The 17,793-nt window shown below is 56.3% G+C and carries 15 protein-coding genes; all 15 read left to right on the top strand.

Annotated elements, in window-relative coordinates; all coding sequences use genetic code 11:
- Positions 1-91: 91 nt before the first annotated feature.
- The 15 genes from traT to AM329_RS24980 all read left to right on the top strand — a co-directional run bounded on the left by traT (position 92) and on the right by AM329_RS24980 (position 17,656).
- Complete coding sequence (gene traT, locus AM329_RS25060; protein ID WP_004152622.1) at positions 92-823, top strand: conjugal transfer complement resistance protein TraT; 732 nt, start codon at positions 92-94, stop codon at positions 821-823.
- A gap of 191 nt (positions 824-1,014) precedes the next feature.
- On the top strand, positions 1,015-1,704 hold the full coding sequence (locus AM329_RS25995; protein ID WP_022644928.1) for a hypothetical protein: 690 nt from the start codon (positions 1,015-1,017) through the stop codon (positions 1,702-1,704).
- A gap of 128 nt (positions 1,705-1,832) precedes the next feature.
- Positions 1,833-4,145, top strand: a complete 2,313-nt coding sequence (gene traD, locus AM329_RS25050) for a type IV conjugative transfer system coupling protein TraD (RefSeq protein WP_032072078.1) — start codon at positions 1,833-1,835, stop codon at positions 4,143-4,145.
- Positions 4,145-9,406, top strand: coding sequence for a conjugative transfer relaxase/helicase TraI (gene traI / locus AM329_RS25045; RefSeq protein ID WP_022644926.1), 5,262 nt, complete (start codon positions 4,145-4,147; stop codon positions 9,404-9,406). Before traD ends, traI begins: the two co-directional genes overlap by 1 nt.
- An 80-nt stretch (positions 9,407-9,486) precedes the next feature.
- Complete coding sequence (gene traX / locus AM329_RS25040) at positions 9,487-10,212, top strand: type-F conjugative transfer system pilin acetylase TraX (protein WP_032072081.1); 726 nt, start codon at positions 9,487-9,489, stop codon at positions 10,210-10,212.
- A 156-nt stretch (positions 10,213-10,368) separates the two neighbouring features.
- On the top strand, positions 10,369-10,962 hold the full coding sequence (locus AM329_RS25035; RefSeq protein WP_022644924.1) for a fertility inhibition protein FinO: 594 nt from the start codon (positions 10,369-10,371) through the stop codon (positions 10,960-10,962).
- Between the two features lie 160 nt (positions 10,963-11,122).
- Entirely contained in the window at positions 11,123-11,725 is a 603-nt protein-coding gene (locus AM329_RS25755; protein WP_072216873.1) for a PIN domain-containing protein, read from the top strand.
- A gap of 49 nt (positions 11,726-11,774) precedes the next feature.
- Positions 11,775-12,398, top strand: coding sequence for a hypothetical protein (locus AM329_RS25025; RefSeq protein WP_022644923.1), 624 nt, complete (start codon positions 11,775-11,777; stop codon positions 12,396-12,398).
- Between the two features lie 5 nt (positions 12,399-12,403).
- A complete protein-coding gene (locus AM329_RS25020) occupies positions 12,404-13,054 on the top strand; it encodes a DUF2726 domain-containing protein (RefSeq protein ID WP_022644922.1) in 651 nt (216 codons plus the stop codon).
- Positions 13,051-13,359, top strand: a complete 309-nt coding sequence (locus AM329_RS25015) for a hypothetical protein (RefSeq protein WP_022644921.1) — start codon at positions 13,051-13,053, stop codon at positions 13,357-13,359. The genes AM329_RS25020 and AM329_RS25015 overlap by 4 nt, the downstream gene beginning before the upstream one ends.
- Before the next feature lie 97 nt (positions 13,360-13,456).
- Positions 13,457-14,014 (top strand): phospholipase D family protein, encoded by a 558-nt coding sequence (locus tag AM329_RS25010; RefSeq protein ID WP_022644920.1) that lies wholly within the window; start codon positions 13,457-13,459, stop codon positions 14,012-14,014.
- Between the two features lie 131 nt (positions 14,015-14,145).
- Positions 14,146-14,403, top strand: a complete 258-nt coding sequence (locus AM329_RS25005; protein ID WP_022644919.1) for a replication regulatory protein RepA — start codon at positions 14,146-14,148, stop codon at positions 14,401-14,403.
- Between the two features lie 242 nt (positions 14,404-14,645).
- Entirely contained in the window at positions 14,646-14,723 is a 78-nt protein-coding gene (gene tap, locus AM329_RS26390; RefSeq protein ID WP_011201829.1) for a RepA leader peptide Tap, read from the top strand.
- The gene (gene repA / locus AM329_RS24990; RefSeq protein ID WP_032408924.1) at positions 14,716-15,735 is read left to right on the top strand and encodes a plasmid replication initiator RepA; all 1,020 of its coding nucleotides are present in this window, start codon (positions 14,716-14,718) and stop codon (positions 15,733-15,735) included. Before tap ends, repA begins: the two co-directional genes overlap by 8 nt.
- A gap of 1,015 nt (positions 15,736-16,750) precedes the next feature.
- The gene (locus AM329_RS24980) at positions 16,751-17,656 is read left to right on the top strand and encodes a hypothetical protein (protein ID WP_022644917.1); all 906 of its coding nucleotides are present in this window, start codon (positions 16,751-16,753) and stop codon (positions 17,654-17,656) included.
- Positions 17,657-17,793 lie beyond the last annotated feature (137 nt).

Below are 17,793 nucleotides of genomic sequence, written 5' to 3'. Positions count from 1 at the left end.
TCAAATTAAAAGTTGGATATAGTATCTGCGCATTCTGGATGCAGAAATGGAATGTGTATGTCTCATAATGATTATGGTACAAGGAATTTGTATGCAATTTAATAAATTGATGACTGTTATGGTTGTCAGCTCTGCGCTGGCGTTGTCTGGATGTAGTGCAATGGGAACCGCTATTAAAAAGAGAAATCTGGAAGTGAAAACCCAGATGAGCGAAACAATCTGGCTGGAACCTTCAAATAATAAGACGGTTTATCTGCAAATCAAAAATACCTCCGATAAGGATATGAGTGGCCTGCAGGCAAAAATTGCCAGCGCCGTCACTTCAAAGGGATATCAGGTCGTCAGTAACCCGGATACGGCGGGCTACTGGATCCAGGCTAATGTGCTCAAGGCCGATAAAATGGACCTTCGTGAATCTCAGGGTTGGTTAAGCCGGGGTTATGAGGGGGCAGTGACTGGCGCCGCTCTTGGGGCGGGGATTACCGCTTACAACTCCAGTTCTGCGGGAGCGACCCTGGGGGTAGGGCTTGCAGCCGGTCTGGTGGGGATGGCGGCTGACGCGATGGTGGAAGATGTGAACTACACCATGATCACCGATGTTCAGATCGCGGAAAGAACCAAAACACAGGTTCAGACTGATAACGTGGCCGTATTACGTCAGGGAACATCTGGCGCAAAAGTGCAGACAAGTACGGAAACGGGTAATCAGCATAAATACCAGACTCGCGTCGTCTCTAACGCTAATAAAGTTAACCTCAAGTTCCCTGAAGCCCAGCCTGTTCTTGAAGACCAGCTGGCAAAATCGATCGCTAATATTCTGTAAGCGTTCTATTCCACGGCCCGGGTACTCCGGGCCAGACTGGCATCACCTTTCTGGCGTGTCAGAATTCATTCGTCAAATAATCAGTTAATTCCACATCTAAACGGTGAACAGTTGCGCAATTTATTTGTGCATCTGTGAGGCGTTGCCGCCTTCGGCGGAGTTTTTCGTCTTTATTTGAACAGAGGTTATTTATGACAATATCTGAGCCTGTCAGGTCTCTTAATACACATGAACTGATGCCTGGCGATATTTACCCACATCCTGCAGTGGGGGAAAGTTATTCCCTGTCACATTGCGAGGTCTGTTCTCTCTTCAGTGACCACTTCATGTATATCTGCAGCGCGTTAGTTATTCTTCTACTTGTTTTCATTGCAGGTGTATTTTTTAGAAAATTAATGACGTCTTCCACGGGGCGTAAGCGAGACACGGTGTCAGTTATTCCCGATACAAAGCCAGAAGCACAGAGCAAACCGGAATACTTCCATCTTTCCATATGTGTGGAAGGCCCGGCCAGCACGGATGACTCCGCCTTGTCCTCTCTTGCCTCCCGTGTTGTCCGCGAAGCAGAAAATCTGTATATCCCCGGCGTCAATCGCCGCGACAGCGCTGACGACGTGTTTGCCTGGTCCGTGCAGACTCAGTTTCCTTCTGACAGGCTCTTCGGCACACGGATTTTCCCGTCGACCGGCTGGTTTGAACGTCCGGATATGATTAAACCTCCGGTGAAATGCTACTGCGTCTGCCTGCAGTACACGGCTGAAACATTGCCATCCACACTGCATGCCCTGGTCGATGAGGCCGGACGGCAGGTGGCGAAGTCGTATATTAAAGGCGGGCACTGCCCTGGCTCAGAGGGCTATTCCTTCTGCATAACCTCTTAATAGCAATAAGTATCCGGCCTGGTCATCTATGGATCCGGGCATGACTGTAATCCTGTTTTCTGTGCCGGTGTATTTCCGCTGATTAATTTGTCCTTCCGACCCTAATACTTTACTGACGGATTAGTGCCATGAGTTTCAATGCCAAAGATATGACGCAGGGCGGTCAGATCGCCAATATGCGCTTTCGCATGTTTGGTCAGATTGCCAATATTATTTTCTACGTGCTGTTTATTTTATTCTGGGTGCTGTGCGGACTGATGCTGATGTACCGGCTCAGCTGGCAAACCTTTGTGAACGGCTGCGTATACTGGTGGTGTACGACGCTGGGTCCGATGCGCGATATTATTCGTTCCCAGCCGGTATACACCATTCAGTATTACGGCCAGTCGCTGGAATATACCTCAGAACAAATCCTGGCCGATAAATATACTATCTGGTGCGGAGAGCAGCTGTGGACTGGTTTCGCCTTTGCTGCCGTGGTTTCTCTTGTTATCTGTATCGTGACGTTCTTCATCGCCAGCTGGGTGCTGGGCCGCCAGGGGAAACAGCAGAGTGAGGATGAGAACACCGGCGGGCGCCAGCTTTCCGATAAGCCCAAAGAAGTGGCCCGCCAGATGAAGCGTGATGGAGTGGCCTCCGATATTAAGATTGGCGACCTGCCTATTCTTAAAAACTCCGAAATTCAGAACTTCTGCCTCCACGGTACCGTGGGTTCCGGTAAATCCGAAGTTATACGCCGGCTACTGAACTACGTGCGTGCCCGGGGCGATATGGCCATCATTTACGATCGCTCCTGTGAGTTCGTCAAAAGCTATTACGACCCGTCACTGGATAAAATCCTCAACCCGCTGGACTCGCGCTGTGCAGCCTGGGATTTGTGGAAAGAGTGCCTGACGCTGCCGGACTTCGACAACATCTCCAACACCCTTATCCCGATGGGTACCAAAGAAGATCCGTTCTGGCAGGGCTCCGGTCGCACTATCTTTGCCGAAGGCGCGTATCTGATGCGCGAAGACGACGATCGGAGCTACGAGAAGCTGGTCGATACCATGCTGTCCATTAAGATCGACAAGCTGCGCGCCTATCTGCAGAACACGCCGGCAGCGAACCTGGTTGAAGAGAAAATTGAGAAAACCGCCATCTCCATTCGAGCTGTGCTGACCAACTACGTCAAGGCTATTCGCTACCTGCAGGGCATTGAGAAGAACGGCGAGCCGTTCACTATCCGGGACTGGATGCGCGGCGTCCGTGAGGACCGACCCAATGGCTGGCTGTTTATCTCCTCCAATGCTGACACCCATGCCTCCCTGAAGCCGGTTATCTCGATGTGGCTGTCGATTGCCATCCGCGGCCTCCTGGCGATGGGCGAGAACCGTAACCGGCGTGTGTGGATCTTCGCTGACGAACTTCCCACGCTGCACAAGCTGCCGGACCTGGTCGAAATCCTCCCGGAGGCGCGTAAATTTGGTGGTTGTTATGTGTTCGGTATTCAGTCTTATGCCCAGCTGGAAGACATCTATGGCGTTAAGCCTGCCGCCACGCTCTTTGACGTGATGAACACCCGGGCCTTCTTCCGCTCCCCGAGTAAAGAGATTGCGGAGTTTGCTGCCGGTGAAATTGGTGAGAAGGAAATCCTCAAGGCCAGCGAGCAGTACTCCTACGGTGCTGACCCGGTGCGTGATGGTGTATCGACCGGGAAAGAAAAAGAGCGGGAAACGCTGGTCAGTTACTCCGATATTCAGACGCTGCCTGACCTGTCCTGCTATGTCACGCTGCCCGGGCCGTATCCGGCCGTGAAACTGGCCCTCAAATACAAACCGCGTCCGAAAATTGCCGAGGGATTTATTCCTCGCACTCTCGATGCGCGGGTGGATGCGCGGCTCAGTGCGTTGCTTGAAGCGCGGGAAGCTGAAGGCAGTCTTGCCAGGGCACTTTTCACGCCGGATGCGCCGGCATCCGGGCCCGCTGATACAAACAGTCACGCCGGTGAACAACCTGAGCCGGTCAGTCAGCCTGCGCCAGCAGACATGACAGTATCTCCGGCACCGGTAAAAGCGCCGCCGACAACGAAGATGCCGGCAGAGGAACCTTCCGTCAGAGCAACGGAGCCTTCCGTCCTGCGGCTCACGACCGTACCGTTGATCAAGCCAAAAGCAGCCGCTGCTGCCGCTGCAGCCGCAACAGCATCCTCTGCCGGTACCCCTGCTGCAGCTGCAGGCGGGACAGAACAGGAGCTGGCGCAGCAGTCTGCGGAACAGGGACAGGACATGCTGCCGGCCGGCATGAACGAGGACGGTGTCATCGAGGACATGCAGGCGTATGACGCCTGGCTGGCAGATGAGCAGACACAGCGGGATATGCAGCGGCGTGAAGAGGTCAATATCAACCACAGCCACCGCCACGATGAACAGGATGATGTCGAGATTGGAGGGAACTTCTGATGATGTCGATTGGCTCCGTTAAATCAGCGGGCAGTGCCGGTAATTACTATACGGATAAGGATAATTACTACGTCATCGGGAGCATGGACGAACGCTGGCAGGGTAAGGGGGCTGAGGCGCTGGGGATCGACGGGAAAGCCGTGGATAAGGCGCTGTTTACGGAACTGCTGAAAGGGAAGCTGCCGGATGGCAGCGACCTGACCCGGATACAGGACGGCGCCAACAGGCACCGGCCCGGTTATGACCTGACCTTCTCGGCCCCCAAAAGCGTGTCGGTCATGGCGATGCTGGGCGGCGATAAACGCCTTATCGATGCCCACAACCAGGCGGTAACCGAAGCGGTGCGGCAACTGGAGACGCTGGCCGCGACCCGGGTCATGACGGACGGTAAAAGCGAAACGGTGCTGACCGGAAATCTGATTGTGGCGAAATTCAACCACGACACGAACCGTAACCAGGAACCTCAGATACACACCCATGCCGTCGTCATTAACGCCACGCAGAACGGGGACAAATGGCAGTCTCTCGGCACAGATAAGATCGGTAAAACAGGTTTTATCGAGAACGTGTACGCGAACCAGATAGCGTTCGGGAAGCTTTACCGGGAGGCGTTCAAACCCCTGGTTGAGAAGCTTGGCTATGAGACGGAAGTTGTGGGCAAACACGGGATGTGGGAGATGAAAGGGGTCCCTGTGGAACCGTTCTCCACCCGGTCTCAGGAGGTCAGGGAGGCCGCAGGGCCCGATGCCTCCCTGAAGTCACGGGATGTGGCCGCGCTCGATACCCGCAAGTCGAAAGAAGCCATCGATCCGGCAGAGAAGATGGTGGAGTGGATGAACACGCTGAAGGAGACCGGGTTTGACATCCGGGGGTACCGTGAGGCCGCCGATGCGCGAGCCGCAGAGCTGGCCCGTGCACCTGCCGCGCCGGTGAACACTGACGGTCCGGATATCACGGATGTGGTGACGAAAGCGATTGCCGGTCTCAGCGACCGCAAGGTGCAGTTCACGTATGCCGACCTGCTGGCACGCACGGTCGGCCAGCTGGAGGCGAAGGACGGTGTGTTTGAGCTGGCGAGAAAGGGCATCGATGCCGCCATTGAACGGGAGCAGCTTATCCCTCTCGATCGCGAGAAAGGCCTGTTCACCTCAAACATCCACGTTCTCGATGAACTCGCCGTCAAAGCCCTGAGTCAGGAGGTGCAGCGCCAGAATCATGTCTCCGTCACGCCCGATGCGTCTGTGGTGCGCCAGGTTCCTTTCAGCGATGCCGTCAGCGTGCTGGCGCAGGATCGCCCGGTAATGGGTATCGTTTCCGGTCAGGGCGGTGCAACCGGCCAGCGGGAGCGGGTGGCCGAGTTAACCCTGATGGCCCGGGAGCAGGGGCGTGACGTCCATATCCTGGCGGCCGATAACCGCTCACGTGATTTTCTCGCCGGTGATGTGCGTCTGGCCGGGGAAACGGTGACCGGTAAATCCGCCCTGCAGGACGGAACGGCGTTTATTCCGGGCGGAACACTCATCGTGGATCAGGCGGAGAAGCTGAGCCTGAAGGAAACGATTTCCCTGCTCGATGGCGCGATGCGCCATAACGTGCAGGTCCTGCTCTCCGACAGCGGGAAGCGCAGCGGGACCGGCAGCGCGCTGACGGTGCTGAAGGACAGCGGCGTGAATACGTATCGCTGGCAGGGTGGCCATCAGACCACCGCCGACATCATCAGTGAACCGGATAAAGGAGCACGCTACAGCCGGCTGGCACAGGAGTTTGCCGTCAGCGTGCGTGAAGGGCAGGAAAGCGTGGCCCAAATCAGCGGGACGCGTGAACAGAGCGTACTCAACGGCCTCATCCGTGACTCCCTCAGACAGGAGGGGGTGCTGGGTGAGAAAGACACGACCATTACAGCCCTGACGCCGGTGTGGCTGGACAGCAAAAGCCGGGGCGTGCGGGATTATTACCGGGAGGGGATGGTGATGGAACGCTGGGATCCGGAGACCCGGACGCACGATCGCTTTGTCATTGACCGGGTGACCGCGAGCAGCAATATGCTGACCCTTAAAGACCGGGACGGGGGCCGTCTGGATCTGAAGGTTTCCGCGGTCGACAGCCAGTGGACGCTGTTCCGGGCAGAGACACTGCCGGTGGCAGAGGGGGAACGTCTGGCGGTGCTCGGGAAGATACCGGACACACGCCTGAAGGGCGGGGAGAGCGTCACGGTGATGAAAGTGGAGGAGGGGCAGCTGACGGTACAGCGGCCGGGGCAGAAAACCACGCAGACCCTGGCCGTGGGCGCGGGCGTGTTTGACGGTATTAAAATCGGCCACGGCTGGGTGGAAAGTCCCGGCCGGTCGGTTAGCGAGACGGCAACGGTCTTTGCGTCGGTGACGCAGCGTGAGCTGGATAACGCCACCCTCAACCAGCTGGCGCAGAGCGGAAGTCACCTCCGGCTGTACTCGGCGCAGGATGCGGCGCGCACGACGGAGAAGCTGTCGCGGCATACCGCCTTCAGCGTGGTCTCAGAGCAGCTGAAGGCCCGATCCGGCGAGACGGACCTGGATGCGGCCATTGCGCAGCAGAAGGCCGGACTGCATACCCCGGCAGAACAGGCCATTCACCTGGCCATCCCGCTGCTTGAGAGCCAGGACCTGACCTTCTCCCGGCCCCAGTTGCTGGCGACGGCAATGGAAACCGGGGGCGGGAAGGTTTCGATGGCGGACATCGACACGACCATTCAGGCACAAATCAGGTCGGGGCAGTTGCTGAATGTACCGGTGGCGCACGGCTACGGCAATGACCTGCTGATTTCCCGTCAGACCTGGGACGCCGAAAAAAGCATCCTGACCCACGTGCTGGAAGGTAAAGGCGCGGTGGCCCCCCTGATGGACCGCGTGCCGGCCAGTCTGATGACGGACCTGACCGCCGGACAGCGGGCGGCGACCCGGATGATTCTGGAAAGCACGGATCGGTTCACGGTGGTTCAGGGGTATGCCGGGGTGGGGAAAACCACCCAGTTCCGGGCAGTCATGAGTGCCATCAGTCTGCTGCCGGAAGAGACCCGTCCGCGCGTCATCGGTCTGGCGCCGACGCATCGCGCGGTCGGGGAAATGCAGAGTGCCGGCGTGGAGGCGCGCACGACGGCGTCGTTCCTCCACGACACGCAGCTGCTGCAGCGCAATGGCCAGACACCCGATTTCAGCAACACCCTGTTCCTGCTCGACGAGAGCTCAATGGTGGGGCTGGCCGATATGGCAAAAGCCCACTCCCTCATCGTCGCCGGCGGTGGGCGGGCGGTGTCCAGTGGGGATAACGACCAGCTGCCGCCCATCGCGCCGGGCCAGCCGTTCAGGCTGACGCAGCAGCGCAGCGCCGCCGACGTTGCCATCATGAAAGAGATTGTACGCCAGATGCCTGAGCTGCGACCGGCGGTCTACAGCCTGATTGAGCGGGATGTGCACCGCGCCCTGACCACCATCGAGCAGGTCACGCCGGAGCAGGTGCCGAGAAAAGAAGGCGCCTGGGCGCCGGGCAGTTCTGTGGTGGAATTCACGCCAAAGCAGGAAAAGGCGATAGAAAAGGCGCTGAGCGAGGGGAAAACCCTGCCGGAAGGTCAGCCCGCGACGCTCTACGAGGCGCTGGTGAAGGACTATACCGGACGGACCCCGGAGGCACAGTCGCAGACGCTGGTGATCACCCATCTGAATAAGGACCGGCGGGCGCTGAACAGTCTGATCCATGACGCACGGCGGGAGAACGGGGAAACCGGCAAAGAGGAAATCACCCTGCCGGTGCTGGTCACGAGTAACATCCGTGACGGTGAACTGCGCAAACTGTCGACCTGGACGGCTCACAAGGAGGCGGTGGCGCTGGTTGATAACGTATACCACCGTATCAGCAAGGTGGATAAGGCTAATCAGCTGATCACCCTGACAGACAGTGAAGGAAAGGAGCGATATATCTCACCCCGGGAGGCATCGGCAGAAGGCGTCACGCTCTATCGTCAGGAAAAGATAACCGTGTCTCAGGGGGACCGAATGCGCTTCAGCAAAAGTGACCCGGAGCGCGGCTATGTGGCCAACAGTATCTGGGAGGTGCAGTCTGTTTCGGGTGACAGTGTCACGCTGTCTGATGGCAAACTCACCCGTACGCTGACCCCGAAGGCGGATCAGGCGCAGCAGCATATCGACCTCGCCTACGCCATTACGGCCCACGGCGCCCAGGGGGCCAGCGAACCGTATGCCATCGCGCTGGAAGGGGTGGCCGGTGGTCGGGAACAGATGGCCAGCTTTGAGTCTGCCTATGTGGCGTTATCCCGCATGAAACAGCATGTTCAGGTCTACACCGACAACCGTGAGGGCTGGATAAAGGCCATCAAGCATTCACCTGAGAAAGCGACGGCGCACGATATTCTTGAACCCCGTAACGACCGGGCGGTGAAAACAGCCGATCTGCTGTTCGGGCGGGCAAGGCCACTGGATGAAACCGCCGCGGGCCGGGCAGCCCTGCAGCAGTCCGGTCTGGCACAGGGAAGTTCACCAGGAAAATTCATTTCTCCGGGGAAAAAGTACCCTCAGCCGCATGTGGCGCTGCCGGCATTTGATAAAAACGGGAAAGCCGCCGGTATCTGGCTCAGCCCGCTGACCGATCGGGACGGACGGCTGGAGGCTATCGGCGGAGAGGGACGAATTATGGGCAATGAAGACGCCCGGTTCGTGGCGCTGCAGAACAGCCGCAACGGTGAAAGCCTGCTGGCCGGGAATATGGGGGAGGGCGTCAGAATGGCCCGCGACAATCCCGATACCGGGGTGGTGGTGCGGCTGGCCGGTGATGACCGCCCCTGGAACCCCGGGGCCATGACCGGTGGGCGGGTATGGGCTGAACCGGCGCCGGTGGCTCCGGTACCGCAGGCCGGGGCTGACATTATCCTCCCGCCAGAGGTACTGGCACAGCGGGCGGCAGAAGAACAGCAGCGCCGGGAAATGGAAAAACAGGCGGAACAGACTGCCCGGGAAGTGGCCGGGGAGGCGCGTAAAGCCGGCGAGCCGGCGGACCGGGTGAAAGAGGTTATCGGGGACGTCATTCGCGGACTGGAGCGTGACCGGCCGGGTACGGAGAAAACGACGCTACCGGATGATCCTCAGTTCCGGCGCCAGGAGGAGGCGATTCAGCAGGTGGCCTCAGAACGTCTGCAGCGTGAGCGTCTGCAGGCTGTGGAGCGGGACATGGTTCGTGACCTTAACCGCGAGAAAACCCTCGGGGGCGACTGACGCGCCTGCGGCTTGTCTGCTCCGGCAGCCTCCCCGATTAAAATCGGGCAGTCTGCCGGAGCGCTAAAAGGAAAAAAAACATGAGAGCACAACACACATTTCCAGGTGCGACAGACCGCTGGCTTCATCGCCTGCTGACCTGGACACCGGGACAAACGGATATGATTAAAACGGTCGCACTGGTACTGATGGTGACTGACCACACCGGCTTACTGCTGGCCGGAAACAATGAAGTGATGCGCCTGCTGGGACGGGGCTGTTTTCCACTGTTCGGTCTGGCATGGGGAATGAATCTGGCCCGGCACGCGGAAATACGCCAGTCGCAGCTCAACAGCCTGTGGGTCTGGGCGCTGGTTGCCCAGGTGTCGTTTATGCTCATCGGGTACCCGTGGTATACCGGGAATATTCTGTTTGCCTTTGCCGTTACGGGCCAGGTCCTGCGGTGGGTCAGCCAGCCGTCCTGGTCTTACACCCTCCCGGCGGCTGGACTGCTGGTCGCCTGGATACCCCTGTCGACCGCCAGCTACGGCATGGCCGGAGTGGGTATGCTCACCGCCAGCTGGCTGCTTTGTCGCGCACAGCATGCACCGGAACGGCTGGGATACGGGGTGTTGTGGGCCCTCATGGTGTTGCTGATGAATATGAATGACCTGAGTGAATCAGTGGCCGGGCTGGCGATTGCGCTGCTGGCGCTGATGGTGTGTTCATCTGCCGGAGAACGTGTGAAACGCTTCTGGCCACGGCAGTTCTTCGTGATGTTCTATGCCGTTCACCTGGCGGTACTGGGTATTGTCGTCTCGATGTAAAAAAAAACCGGACACAGGTCCGGGGGGCGGGCACATTGCCCGTAAACGTGACAAAGGGGACATCATCGTTGTGTCCACTGCATTGCGAGGTGAAACGATGATACCGTTAGCGTATCGTATACCTCAGACCTGTAGCTTTTATTGATATGGCCCCTTATGAGTGAAGAAAAACGCCCTGTACTGAGCCTGAAACGAAAACCGGCGGAGAACAGTACGGCACCCGCGGAGGCGACACCTGTCCCTGGTGTGGTGCGCCGTAAGAAGGTCGTGGTGGTTTCGTCCCCGCCGGCCTGGAAGGCAAAGAAAGAGAAACTTGAGAAGGTTAAACAAGCGGCAGAAGCCGCCGCGCGTAACGCGGCGCCGGCGCCGGTTAAAGCAGTAAAGACGCCACCTCCGGTGCGTTATCTTCGCCTGCTGCCGCCGGAACAGGCCATTATGACCCTGAAGGCGTTCTGGCCACAGCTGTTCGACGGAAACTCCCCCCGTCTGCTGGCGACGGGCATGCGCGAACAGCTGTTTGCCGACATTGTGAACCGCGACCTGCCGCTGTCGCATAAACAGGTGATTAAGTGCCTGAAGAGTCTGACCCGGTCTGCGGGCTATCTGTCCCGGATGAAGGTGGGGGCCTCCCGCTATGACCTGCAGGGAAATGCTGTGGCCACCGTCACTGCTGAAGAAGCGCAGTACGCCAGTGAGCGCATGATGAAGGAGCTGCTGCGAGCTGAACGAAAGATGAGTCAGACCCTTTAATTATATTTACCCAATCCTGATAATTATACCTGGGAATCCTCAGCTAATAGATGGAACGAAAATTAGCTGAGGGTATGCCTGAAATAGCAACAGGTATTCATTTTATATTTGCCGCATTACAGGCTGCGGCATCATAACTGTCCGTGCAGACAGATTCTGGATGACGATGACTGAAAAAATTATTGCTCTCGTAGATTATGAAAATATTGGTACACTTGAAAGTGTCCGTCTGTCCCGTTATGAACGTCTTATTTTATTTACCGGGCCTCAGCAGGAGTTTATACGTTTTCCAGCTGTAACGTATGCAGGTGATATATCGATAAGCGTATTCCAGGTTGCGAATGTGTCAAAAAATAATGTGGACTTCCATCTGGTGTTTGAGCTGGGAAGACTTAGCGCGACTGCGCCGAAAGAGACGATATTCCATATTATCTCGAATGATAAAGGCTATGATGGCGTCATTGCCGGGCTATGCAGGGCGGGGAGACGATGTTGCCGTATATCATCACCTTGCTCTGCAGAGAAACCGAAGGCGGCATCTATGGTAATCAGTAACGATGAAGTGCTGCACCTGACCGATAAAGTCCAGTCATTAAGTAAAAAATCTGCAGGGAACCGCCCGGCGAATACTTCATCCCTGATGAACTATATTAAATCCCTGTCCGGTAATACAAAAGGCATGGCGCTTTATGGTCGCGTTAAAGAGGAATTAATCAGGCGAGGTGTGATAGCGGTGTATGAGAAAACTGTGGTCTGGCGATAATGAAATTAGGACGGCGGTAAAGGTTATTTTTATCTAAAAAGGAATCAATATGTTTAAATATTTTATTCTGCGCGCACAGCAGCAGCTGTTCTGTTATTTCTGCGGCATCTTGCTTGCGCTGGTTCTGATGCTTCTGTTGTCTCCTGTTTCCCGTGGGAGTGAATTTTATCTGGTTGCGTTGTCTGTTGCGCTGTTCTGGGCCGGGCTTGCCCTGTACACCCGTCACACCGACCGGATGAGAAAGCCGGAGGTCTCACCGCAGGTACATATCCGCGACGGTATTCAGGTGGTGGCCATGCTGCCGCGCCATGAAAAGGCCCGTCTGGAGTGGGAAATTCTGCAGGATGCGGACGTGTATCGCCGTCAGATGCTTGCCCTTCTGGACCTGGTTCAACGGTGCGTCAGCCGGGGGCTGATATACGCGCCGGCGGTGATGCTGGCTGGTCTGTGCTTTCTTGCCTGGGGATTTCCGCAGGATGCTGTTCGGGTCTTCAGCGCCCTGCGGGAAATGCCCGCCACAGACCTTGTGCATCAGACCGGATTTGTCCTGCGCTACGTCCTGCTGATTTCCGTCATGTCGGCTCTGATTGCCGATGTTCTGGCCGGGAGAGGATTGCCGAACGCCTTTCGCCGCGCATTGCTGGACAGGCTGCCGGCAGAGGCAAAGGAATAAACAGCATGGCGAAAATACTAATGATGGCAGGCAGTACCATTGTTGTGCTGAGTCTGCTGGGGTTTCTGGTTCTGCTTCTGAAAGGACGGGCCGTAACGAAGACATCTCCGGTCCTGATGTCACTGAAAGCTCTGGGTATTCGCCCCTCGGAGGCAGAGCAGCGATTGTGTCGCCAGCGGGTCTGGGTGGGAAATGACTCGCTCATGACACCACGGGAACAACACTTTTACCGGGCACTGCTGAGGCATACCAGCCGTAAGCGCTGGCTGTTATGCCCGCAGGTCCGGGTGGCGGATATTGCCACACTCGCTCCCCACATCCGGCCACGTTCCCGGACCTGGTGGCAACTCTTCCGCATGGCGTCTCAGTGGCACTGCGACGTGGTCATTGTTGATATCCGCACCTTTGCTGTCGTTGGCGCGATTGAACTTGATGACGCCTCACATCTTAAAAAACAGCGTATCCGGCGCGACATCCTGCTGGAAGAGGTACTGAGGCAGGCGGGTATCCCGCTGCTGCGCGACCGGGACTCAGAGAAACTGGTCAGGCGAGTCAGTGAGTTTCTGAAATACCGTGAAGCTGAAACCGACGAAATATCTGCATCCGGCACAGCTTTACCGACAGCGCATACTGAACGCCGGGAGGACGAAAAATGATTGTGCCCGTAGAGGTTGACCGCGATGCGCGGGGCTACTGGACACACCCGGCGTTAATCCGGAGTTGCTGCCAGACCACGCCACAGCTGATGTGGTGGTTGCGCGTCCAGAAGCTGGAGTGCTTCGTGATGAGTATGCGTGACGAGTCTACAGAGGCATTCTGTGCCGGATGGGATGATGGCCCGCCTGACGCTTCAGCATGGGAGCTGGTTCCTCCGCCCGGTAAGGGTTGGTTTCTTGGTTCAGTACATCCACGGGAGGAGGGGCCGGAATGCTACTGGTTCCGTCATACCACAAAAGCCTGACGCCTCCGCAGGGCGTCGTTGTCCAACCCCGGAGGCGGGGAAAAACCAGTTTCCCCCGCCCCCGGCGTTTCTGAATTCATCCAGTGAAGGAAATACTGTGAAAGTAAATCGTACTCTCCTCAGATGGTGTCTGCCCGGACTGGTCAGCCTGAGCCTGTGCGCACCCGTACCGGCCGTTTATGCCGCGAACATCGAGACCGGATTTTCCCCGGAAGGAACCGCCCTGCAGCTGGTTCTGAAAACCATTACGACCGCACAACAGGAAATCCGGCTGATGGGCTATTCGTTCACGTCTCCGGAGGTGGTCAGGGCGCTTGTCGGAGCAAAACGCCGGGGCGTGGATGTGAAAGTCGTTCTGGACCACAAAGCCAATACCGGCGAGCGTAACAAGGCCAGCCGTGCAGCCATGAATCTGCTGATCAGCGCGGGTATACCGGTCCGGACGGTGGATACCTACAAGATCCTGCACGACAAAGTGATTATCGCTGACGGGCGTAATACGGAGGTCGGTTCGTTCAACTTCAGTCGCGCCGCCGATCGTGCCAATTCAGAGAACGTGCTGGTCGTGTGGGATGACCCTGTTGTTGCTCAACGCTATCTGCAGCACTGGTCGTCACGCTGGTCGAAGGGAACGGACTGGAAACAGACGTACTGATAACGCCTTAAACGATCCCCGGACGTAAACCGTGCGCCAACGCGGGTTACGTCCATAAAGTCAGTCGCTGATTTAAAAATTCTGTAGTATCCTCTGCAAACAATGCATGTTGAATTGCTGAGGAGGCAGAGATGTCGCAGATTGAAAATGCTGGAACTTCCTCATCGAAAACGAAACGAGTCAATCGAAAAAGGCAACCTTTATCGGGAGCAGAGAAACAGAAAATGTTTGTTTCCCGTAAAAAAGAAACGCATAAAGCAATTAATGTCTTTATCGATAAACAACTTAAAGATGATCTTGTCCAGCTGTGTGAAACCACAGGATTGACTCAGACTCAGATGATTGAACGCTGGATTCAGAGTGAAAAAGCCCGTATTTTCAACCCATAATTCGGTCACTAAGTAACTTTGTTGATAGTCATTCAGCTAAATGCTAGATTGATGATCGTTTAAAGAATGTTGATGGCTGGCCACGCCTTAAGGTGGCAGGGAACTGGTTCTGATGAGGTATCTACCCGGGACCAGAAAAGAGAAAACCCACTAATCTTCTGAAACTTGGCGGATTCGTAGATTAAGTGGGTTGTCATTAAAACTGCATAGAAGCTGTTGCTCTATGCAGGGAGTATAGTTTTATGCTCAGAAAACTGCAATACCCGTTTCTGTGTCATTTGCTCCTTCCGTGCAACATAAGCGCGGGAAGGTGTGACTGAACAACACAATCCGCAGCACTGGAGTCAGCTGGATACGGAAGAACAGATCCGTTTCTGGCAGGGCATTGATGATGGTCACGTCGGGTCTTTTCTGGTTTCTCCGGAGAAGAAACGTACCCGTCGCCGTCGCGGTGAACACTCCACTAAACCCAAATGCGAAAACCCGTCCTGGTTCCGGCCGTCTCACTATAAGGCGCTGGGTGGCCAGCTGGGGCACGCCTATAACCGTCTGGTGGAAAAAGACCCGGCCACGGGTCAGTGCAGACTTCGCATGCACATGTCACTGCATCCTTTCTACGTCCAGGAACGGCAGCGCGCGGGGCGCAGATATGCTTTTCGCCCGGAAAAACAACGTCTTCTCGATGCGCTCTGGCCGGTACTGGTCAGCTTCTGCGATGCCGGTAAACACACGGTAGGAATGAGTGTGTCCAGACTGGCCAGAGAACTCAGCCCGAAAGATGCCCGGGGGGAAGTGATTTCCGGTACGGAAGTCACGGTACGCCGGATTTCGGCATTAATTGCCGAGCAGGTCCGCTTTGGTGTACTTGGCGTATCAGAAGAAACTCTGTGGGACAGGGAATCACGGAAGCGACTGCCTAAATACGTCTGGATCACGCCCGTTGGCTGGAAAATGCTGGGTGTTGATTTGATGAAGCTGCAGGAGCAGCAGCTGAAAAAACTACGTGAATGCGAGGAACGTCAGGCGCTCATTAAAGAGGGGCTGCTAGGCGAGAATGAGGAGATTTCTGTTCTGAGGGCGCGTAAACGCTGGTATGAGCAGCGCAGTCGTGAAGCCCTACAGTATCGCCGTGCAAAAGGTGCCGCACGTAAGCGTGCAAACCGCCTGGCCAGAATGCCCCGGGACCGTCAGGTCTACGAAATGACATGCTGGCTGAAGAAAACGCTGCCGGCAGACGAGCTCTATGGTTATTCTGCAGATAAACTTGAGCAGCTGGCCGTCCGGCATCTGTACCAGCTGGAGTTGTCACTGAACCCTTCTCCGCCTCATTAGTCAGGCAAATCACAATTTGCGTTAAAAACGGCCCCTCCGGGGCTTTTCGTGCTGGATTTTTTCAGTCACTGTTGTCAATTCAGTCCGTCTCCGACCTGATTTCACACTTTTTCTTATGATTTTGCTGCCGTCATGGCCACAGCGCGCATGTGCCTGAATACTTATCCACATAAATCCGCAAACAGATAACATACAGATTCCGGAAACAGATAAACAGAAATCTGCAAAACAGTCTTAACCCAGTTATTAATCCCCTGCATAACAAGCAGCAGGGAGATCCTTTATCTGTGTCACTTCCGTGAATAATCACATTAATGCCTTCGCTCGCAGCGACCGCAGGCGTTCGCGCCGCTCAGAAATTAGGTACCTCCCGCCGCCATGCGGCGGGCCTGTCAGCAACACTTCATCATTTAGTTACATCATCCGGGTAAATCCCCTGAGAGCCGCACCCGTGCTGTCCTCCGCATCGCATCAGACACCACAAAACAGCAGAAACCTCGCCTCTGACCACCGGAGAACGCTGACGCTTCAATCGAAACAGTGCCCACATGACCGCCACTGAAAAGCGCCGCCCCACCCCGGCCATCGGCCGGGGTAATGCATCGCTTTAAAATGGCGGATGTTGTAACTAGATCCTGTGGTTGCTGTGGGTGGTGTGGCTTTGAGTTCTGGTATACACGCTCGTAAGCGACCCTGACGGCCCGCTAACGCGGAGATACGCCCCGACTGCGGCTACCGCCTTGTCGTGACCACTCCGACCGCGCACAGAAGCTTCTGTATCGTTTTTAGCGGGTTTTGGTCTGGCAGGGCGAAGGGATGGATTGGTGGAACCTATCAACAATGTAACCGGCTGCGCCGGGCTACGGCGCCAGTCTCTCACTGAGCCATATTCACTATCAGCTGGCGCCTCCATGACGCTTCGCGCCATTCAGTGGACCGGCTGCGCACTGCTCGCCAGTCCGGTATGCATGTGATATAAACGATAGTGTTTATAAACACTTCTGTGGATATCGTTATGTTGCTGACCGACTACATTGACAGCGTGTACGGAACGGCGCGCGGAAACCGGGCGCGCTTTCTGAAGGACAACCCGGATATCCTTCCCCAGGAGCTGAGCCGCTGGCTTAAAGCTGGCCTGAAAATCAGACCTGAGACCGGAGAAATCTACAAACCCGTATCACGTCGCGTCAGGATACCGTCAGCGGTTGCCGCCGGAGCTGGCGTCTTTCTCTCTGATGACCTGCGTGAACGTGTCGCATCGCTGGCCACCGCACAGAACGTGACCACTGATGCCATGCTGAATGCCCTGGTGGAGCGCGAGGAGCTGTGCCGTAAACTGTCCCTTCAGACGGAGAATAGTGACGCCGTGCCGGAACAGCAGATTGCCGGCATTGTCAGCCGGTACTTTTCAGCACTGTCTGAGCGCAGTGAAACCGGTGCCTGGCACAGGGTGCTGGAGGGGCTGGTCCGGGAACTGACGGAGTCTGGCCTGCTGTCATTCCATACCGGTAATATTGCCGAGAGCCGCCGGCTGAACATTCCCCGCACCGCGTATTACTGGTACGGCGGTTTTGTCGCAAAGCGGGTGGCCATGATGCTGGGCTGCTACGATATCTACCTGTGGAACGAAATGATGCGGCCGGACAGCGACGTGGTCTTTGTGGGCGATGCGCGCAACGTGGTGGCCTGCTACTTCATCTGCCAGCAGATGTGCCGCCTGCTGAAAGCCGTGAGGCTGAACTGGCGTAAGCAACAGGGGACATGGGGAAGCCGGGCAGAGCTGGATGAGGCTGCGCACCGGTACACGCAGCGGCTGGCGGAGGGGATAATGGATAATGGTATTTATATTGGTGGCGACGAGCAGAACTCTTACCGACTGTACGATTATGCGGAAAAACATTACGCCTGGGCCATGCGCTGAGGCGGCAGACCCTCCTGCATGATATCAATGCTAATGTACGCATACATTAGCATTGATAATGAACGTTAATCACCTTCAGCTCTCTCGTTGTTCTGATTTTTACGGTAGTCCTGCTTCACTCTTTCGATATTCTTCAG

This window comes from Enterobacter cloacae complex sp. AR_0002 (assembly GCF_001922365.1).
Lineage (GTDB): Bacteria > Pseudomonadota > Gammaproteobacteria > Enterobacterales > Enterobacteriaceae > Enterobacter > Enterobacter hormaechei_C.
Note: the sequence above shows the minus strand (reverse complement) of the source record. Positions and strands in the feature narration are given on the sequence as shown.

What these genes read in the sequence shown, in the direction of transcription:
- traT (WP_004152622.1), top strand. Translation starts at nt 92, where the DNA reads ATGCAATTTAATAAATTGATGACTGTTATGGTTGTCAGCTCTGCGCTG.
- AM329_RS25995 (WP_022644928.1), top strand. Translation starts at nt 1,015, where the DNA reads ATGACAATATCTGAGCCTGTCAGGTCTCTTAATACACATGAACTGATG.
- traD (WP_032072078.1), top strand. Translation starts at nt 1,833, where the DNA reads ATGAGTTTCAATGCCAAAGATATGACGCAGGGCGGTCAGATCGCCAAT.
- traI (WP_022644926.1), top strand. Translation starts at nt 4,145, where the DNA reads ATGATGTCGATTGGCTCCGTTAAATCAGCGGGCAGTGCCGGTAATTAC.
- traX (WP_032072081.1), top strand. Translation starts at nt 9,487, where the DNA reads ATGAGAGCACAACACACATTTCCAGGTGCGACAGACCGCTGGCTTCAT.
- AM329_RS25035 (WP_022644924.1), top strand. Translation starts at nt 10,369, where the DNA reads ATGAGTGAAGAAAAACGCCCTGTACTGAGCCTGAAACGAAAACCGGCG.
- AM329_RS25755 (WP_072216873.1), top strand. Translation starts at nt 11,123, where the DNA reads ATGACGATGACTGAAAAAATTATTGCTCTCGTAGATTATGAAAATATT.
- AM329_RS25025 (WP_022644923.1), top strand. Translation starts at nt 11,775, where the DNA reads ATGTTTAAATATTTTATTCTGCGCGCACAGCAGCAGCTGTTCTGTTAT.
- AM329_RS25020 (WP_022644922.1), top strand. Translation starts at nt 12,404, where the DNA reads ATGGCGAAAATACTAATGATGGCAGGCAGTACCATTGTTGTGCTGAGT.
- AM329_RS25015 (WP_022644921.1), top strand. Translation starts at nt 13,051, where the DNA reads ATGATTGTGCCCGTAGAGGTTGACCGCGATGCGCGGGGCTACTGGACA.
- AM329_RS25005 (WP_022644919.1), top strand. Translation starts at nt 14,146, where the DNA reads ATGTCGCAGATTGAAAATGCTGGAACTTCCTCATCGAAAACGAAACGA.
- tap (WP_011201829.1), top strand. Translation starts at nt 14,646, where the DNA reads ATGCTCAGAAAACTGCAATACCCGTTTCTGTGTCATTTGCTCCTTCCG.
- AM329_RS24980 (WP_022644917.1), top strand. Translation starts at nt 16,751, where the DNA reads ATGTTGCTGACCGACTACATTGACAGCGTGTACGGAACGGCGCGCGGA.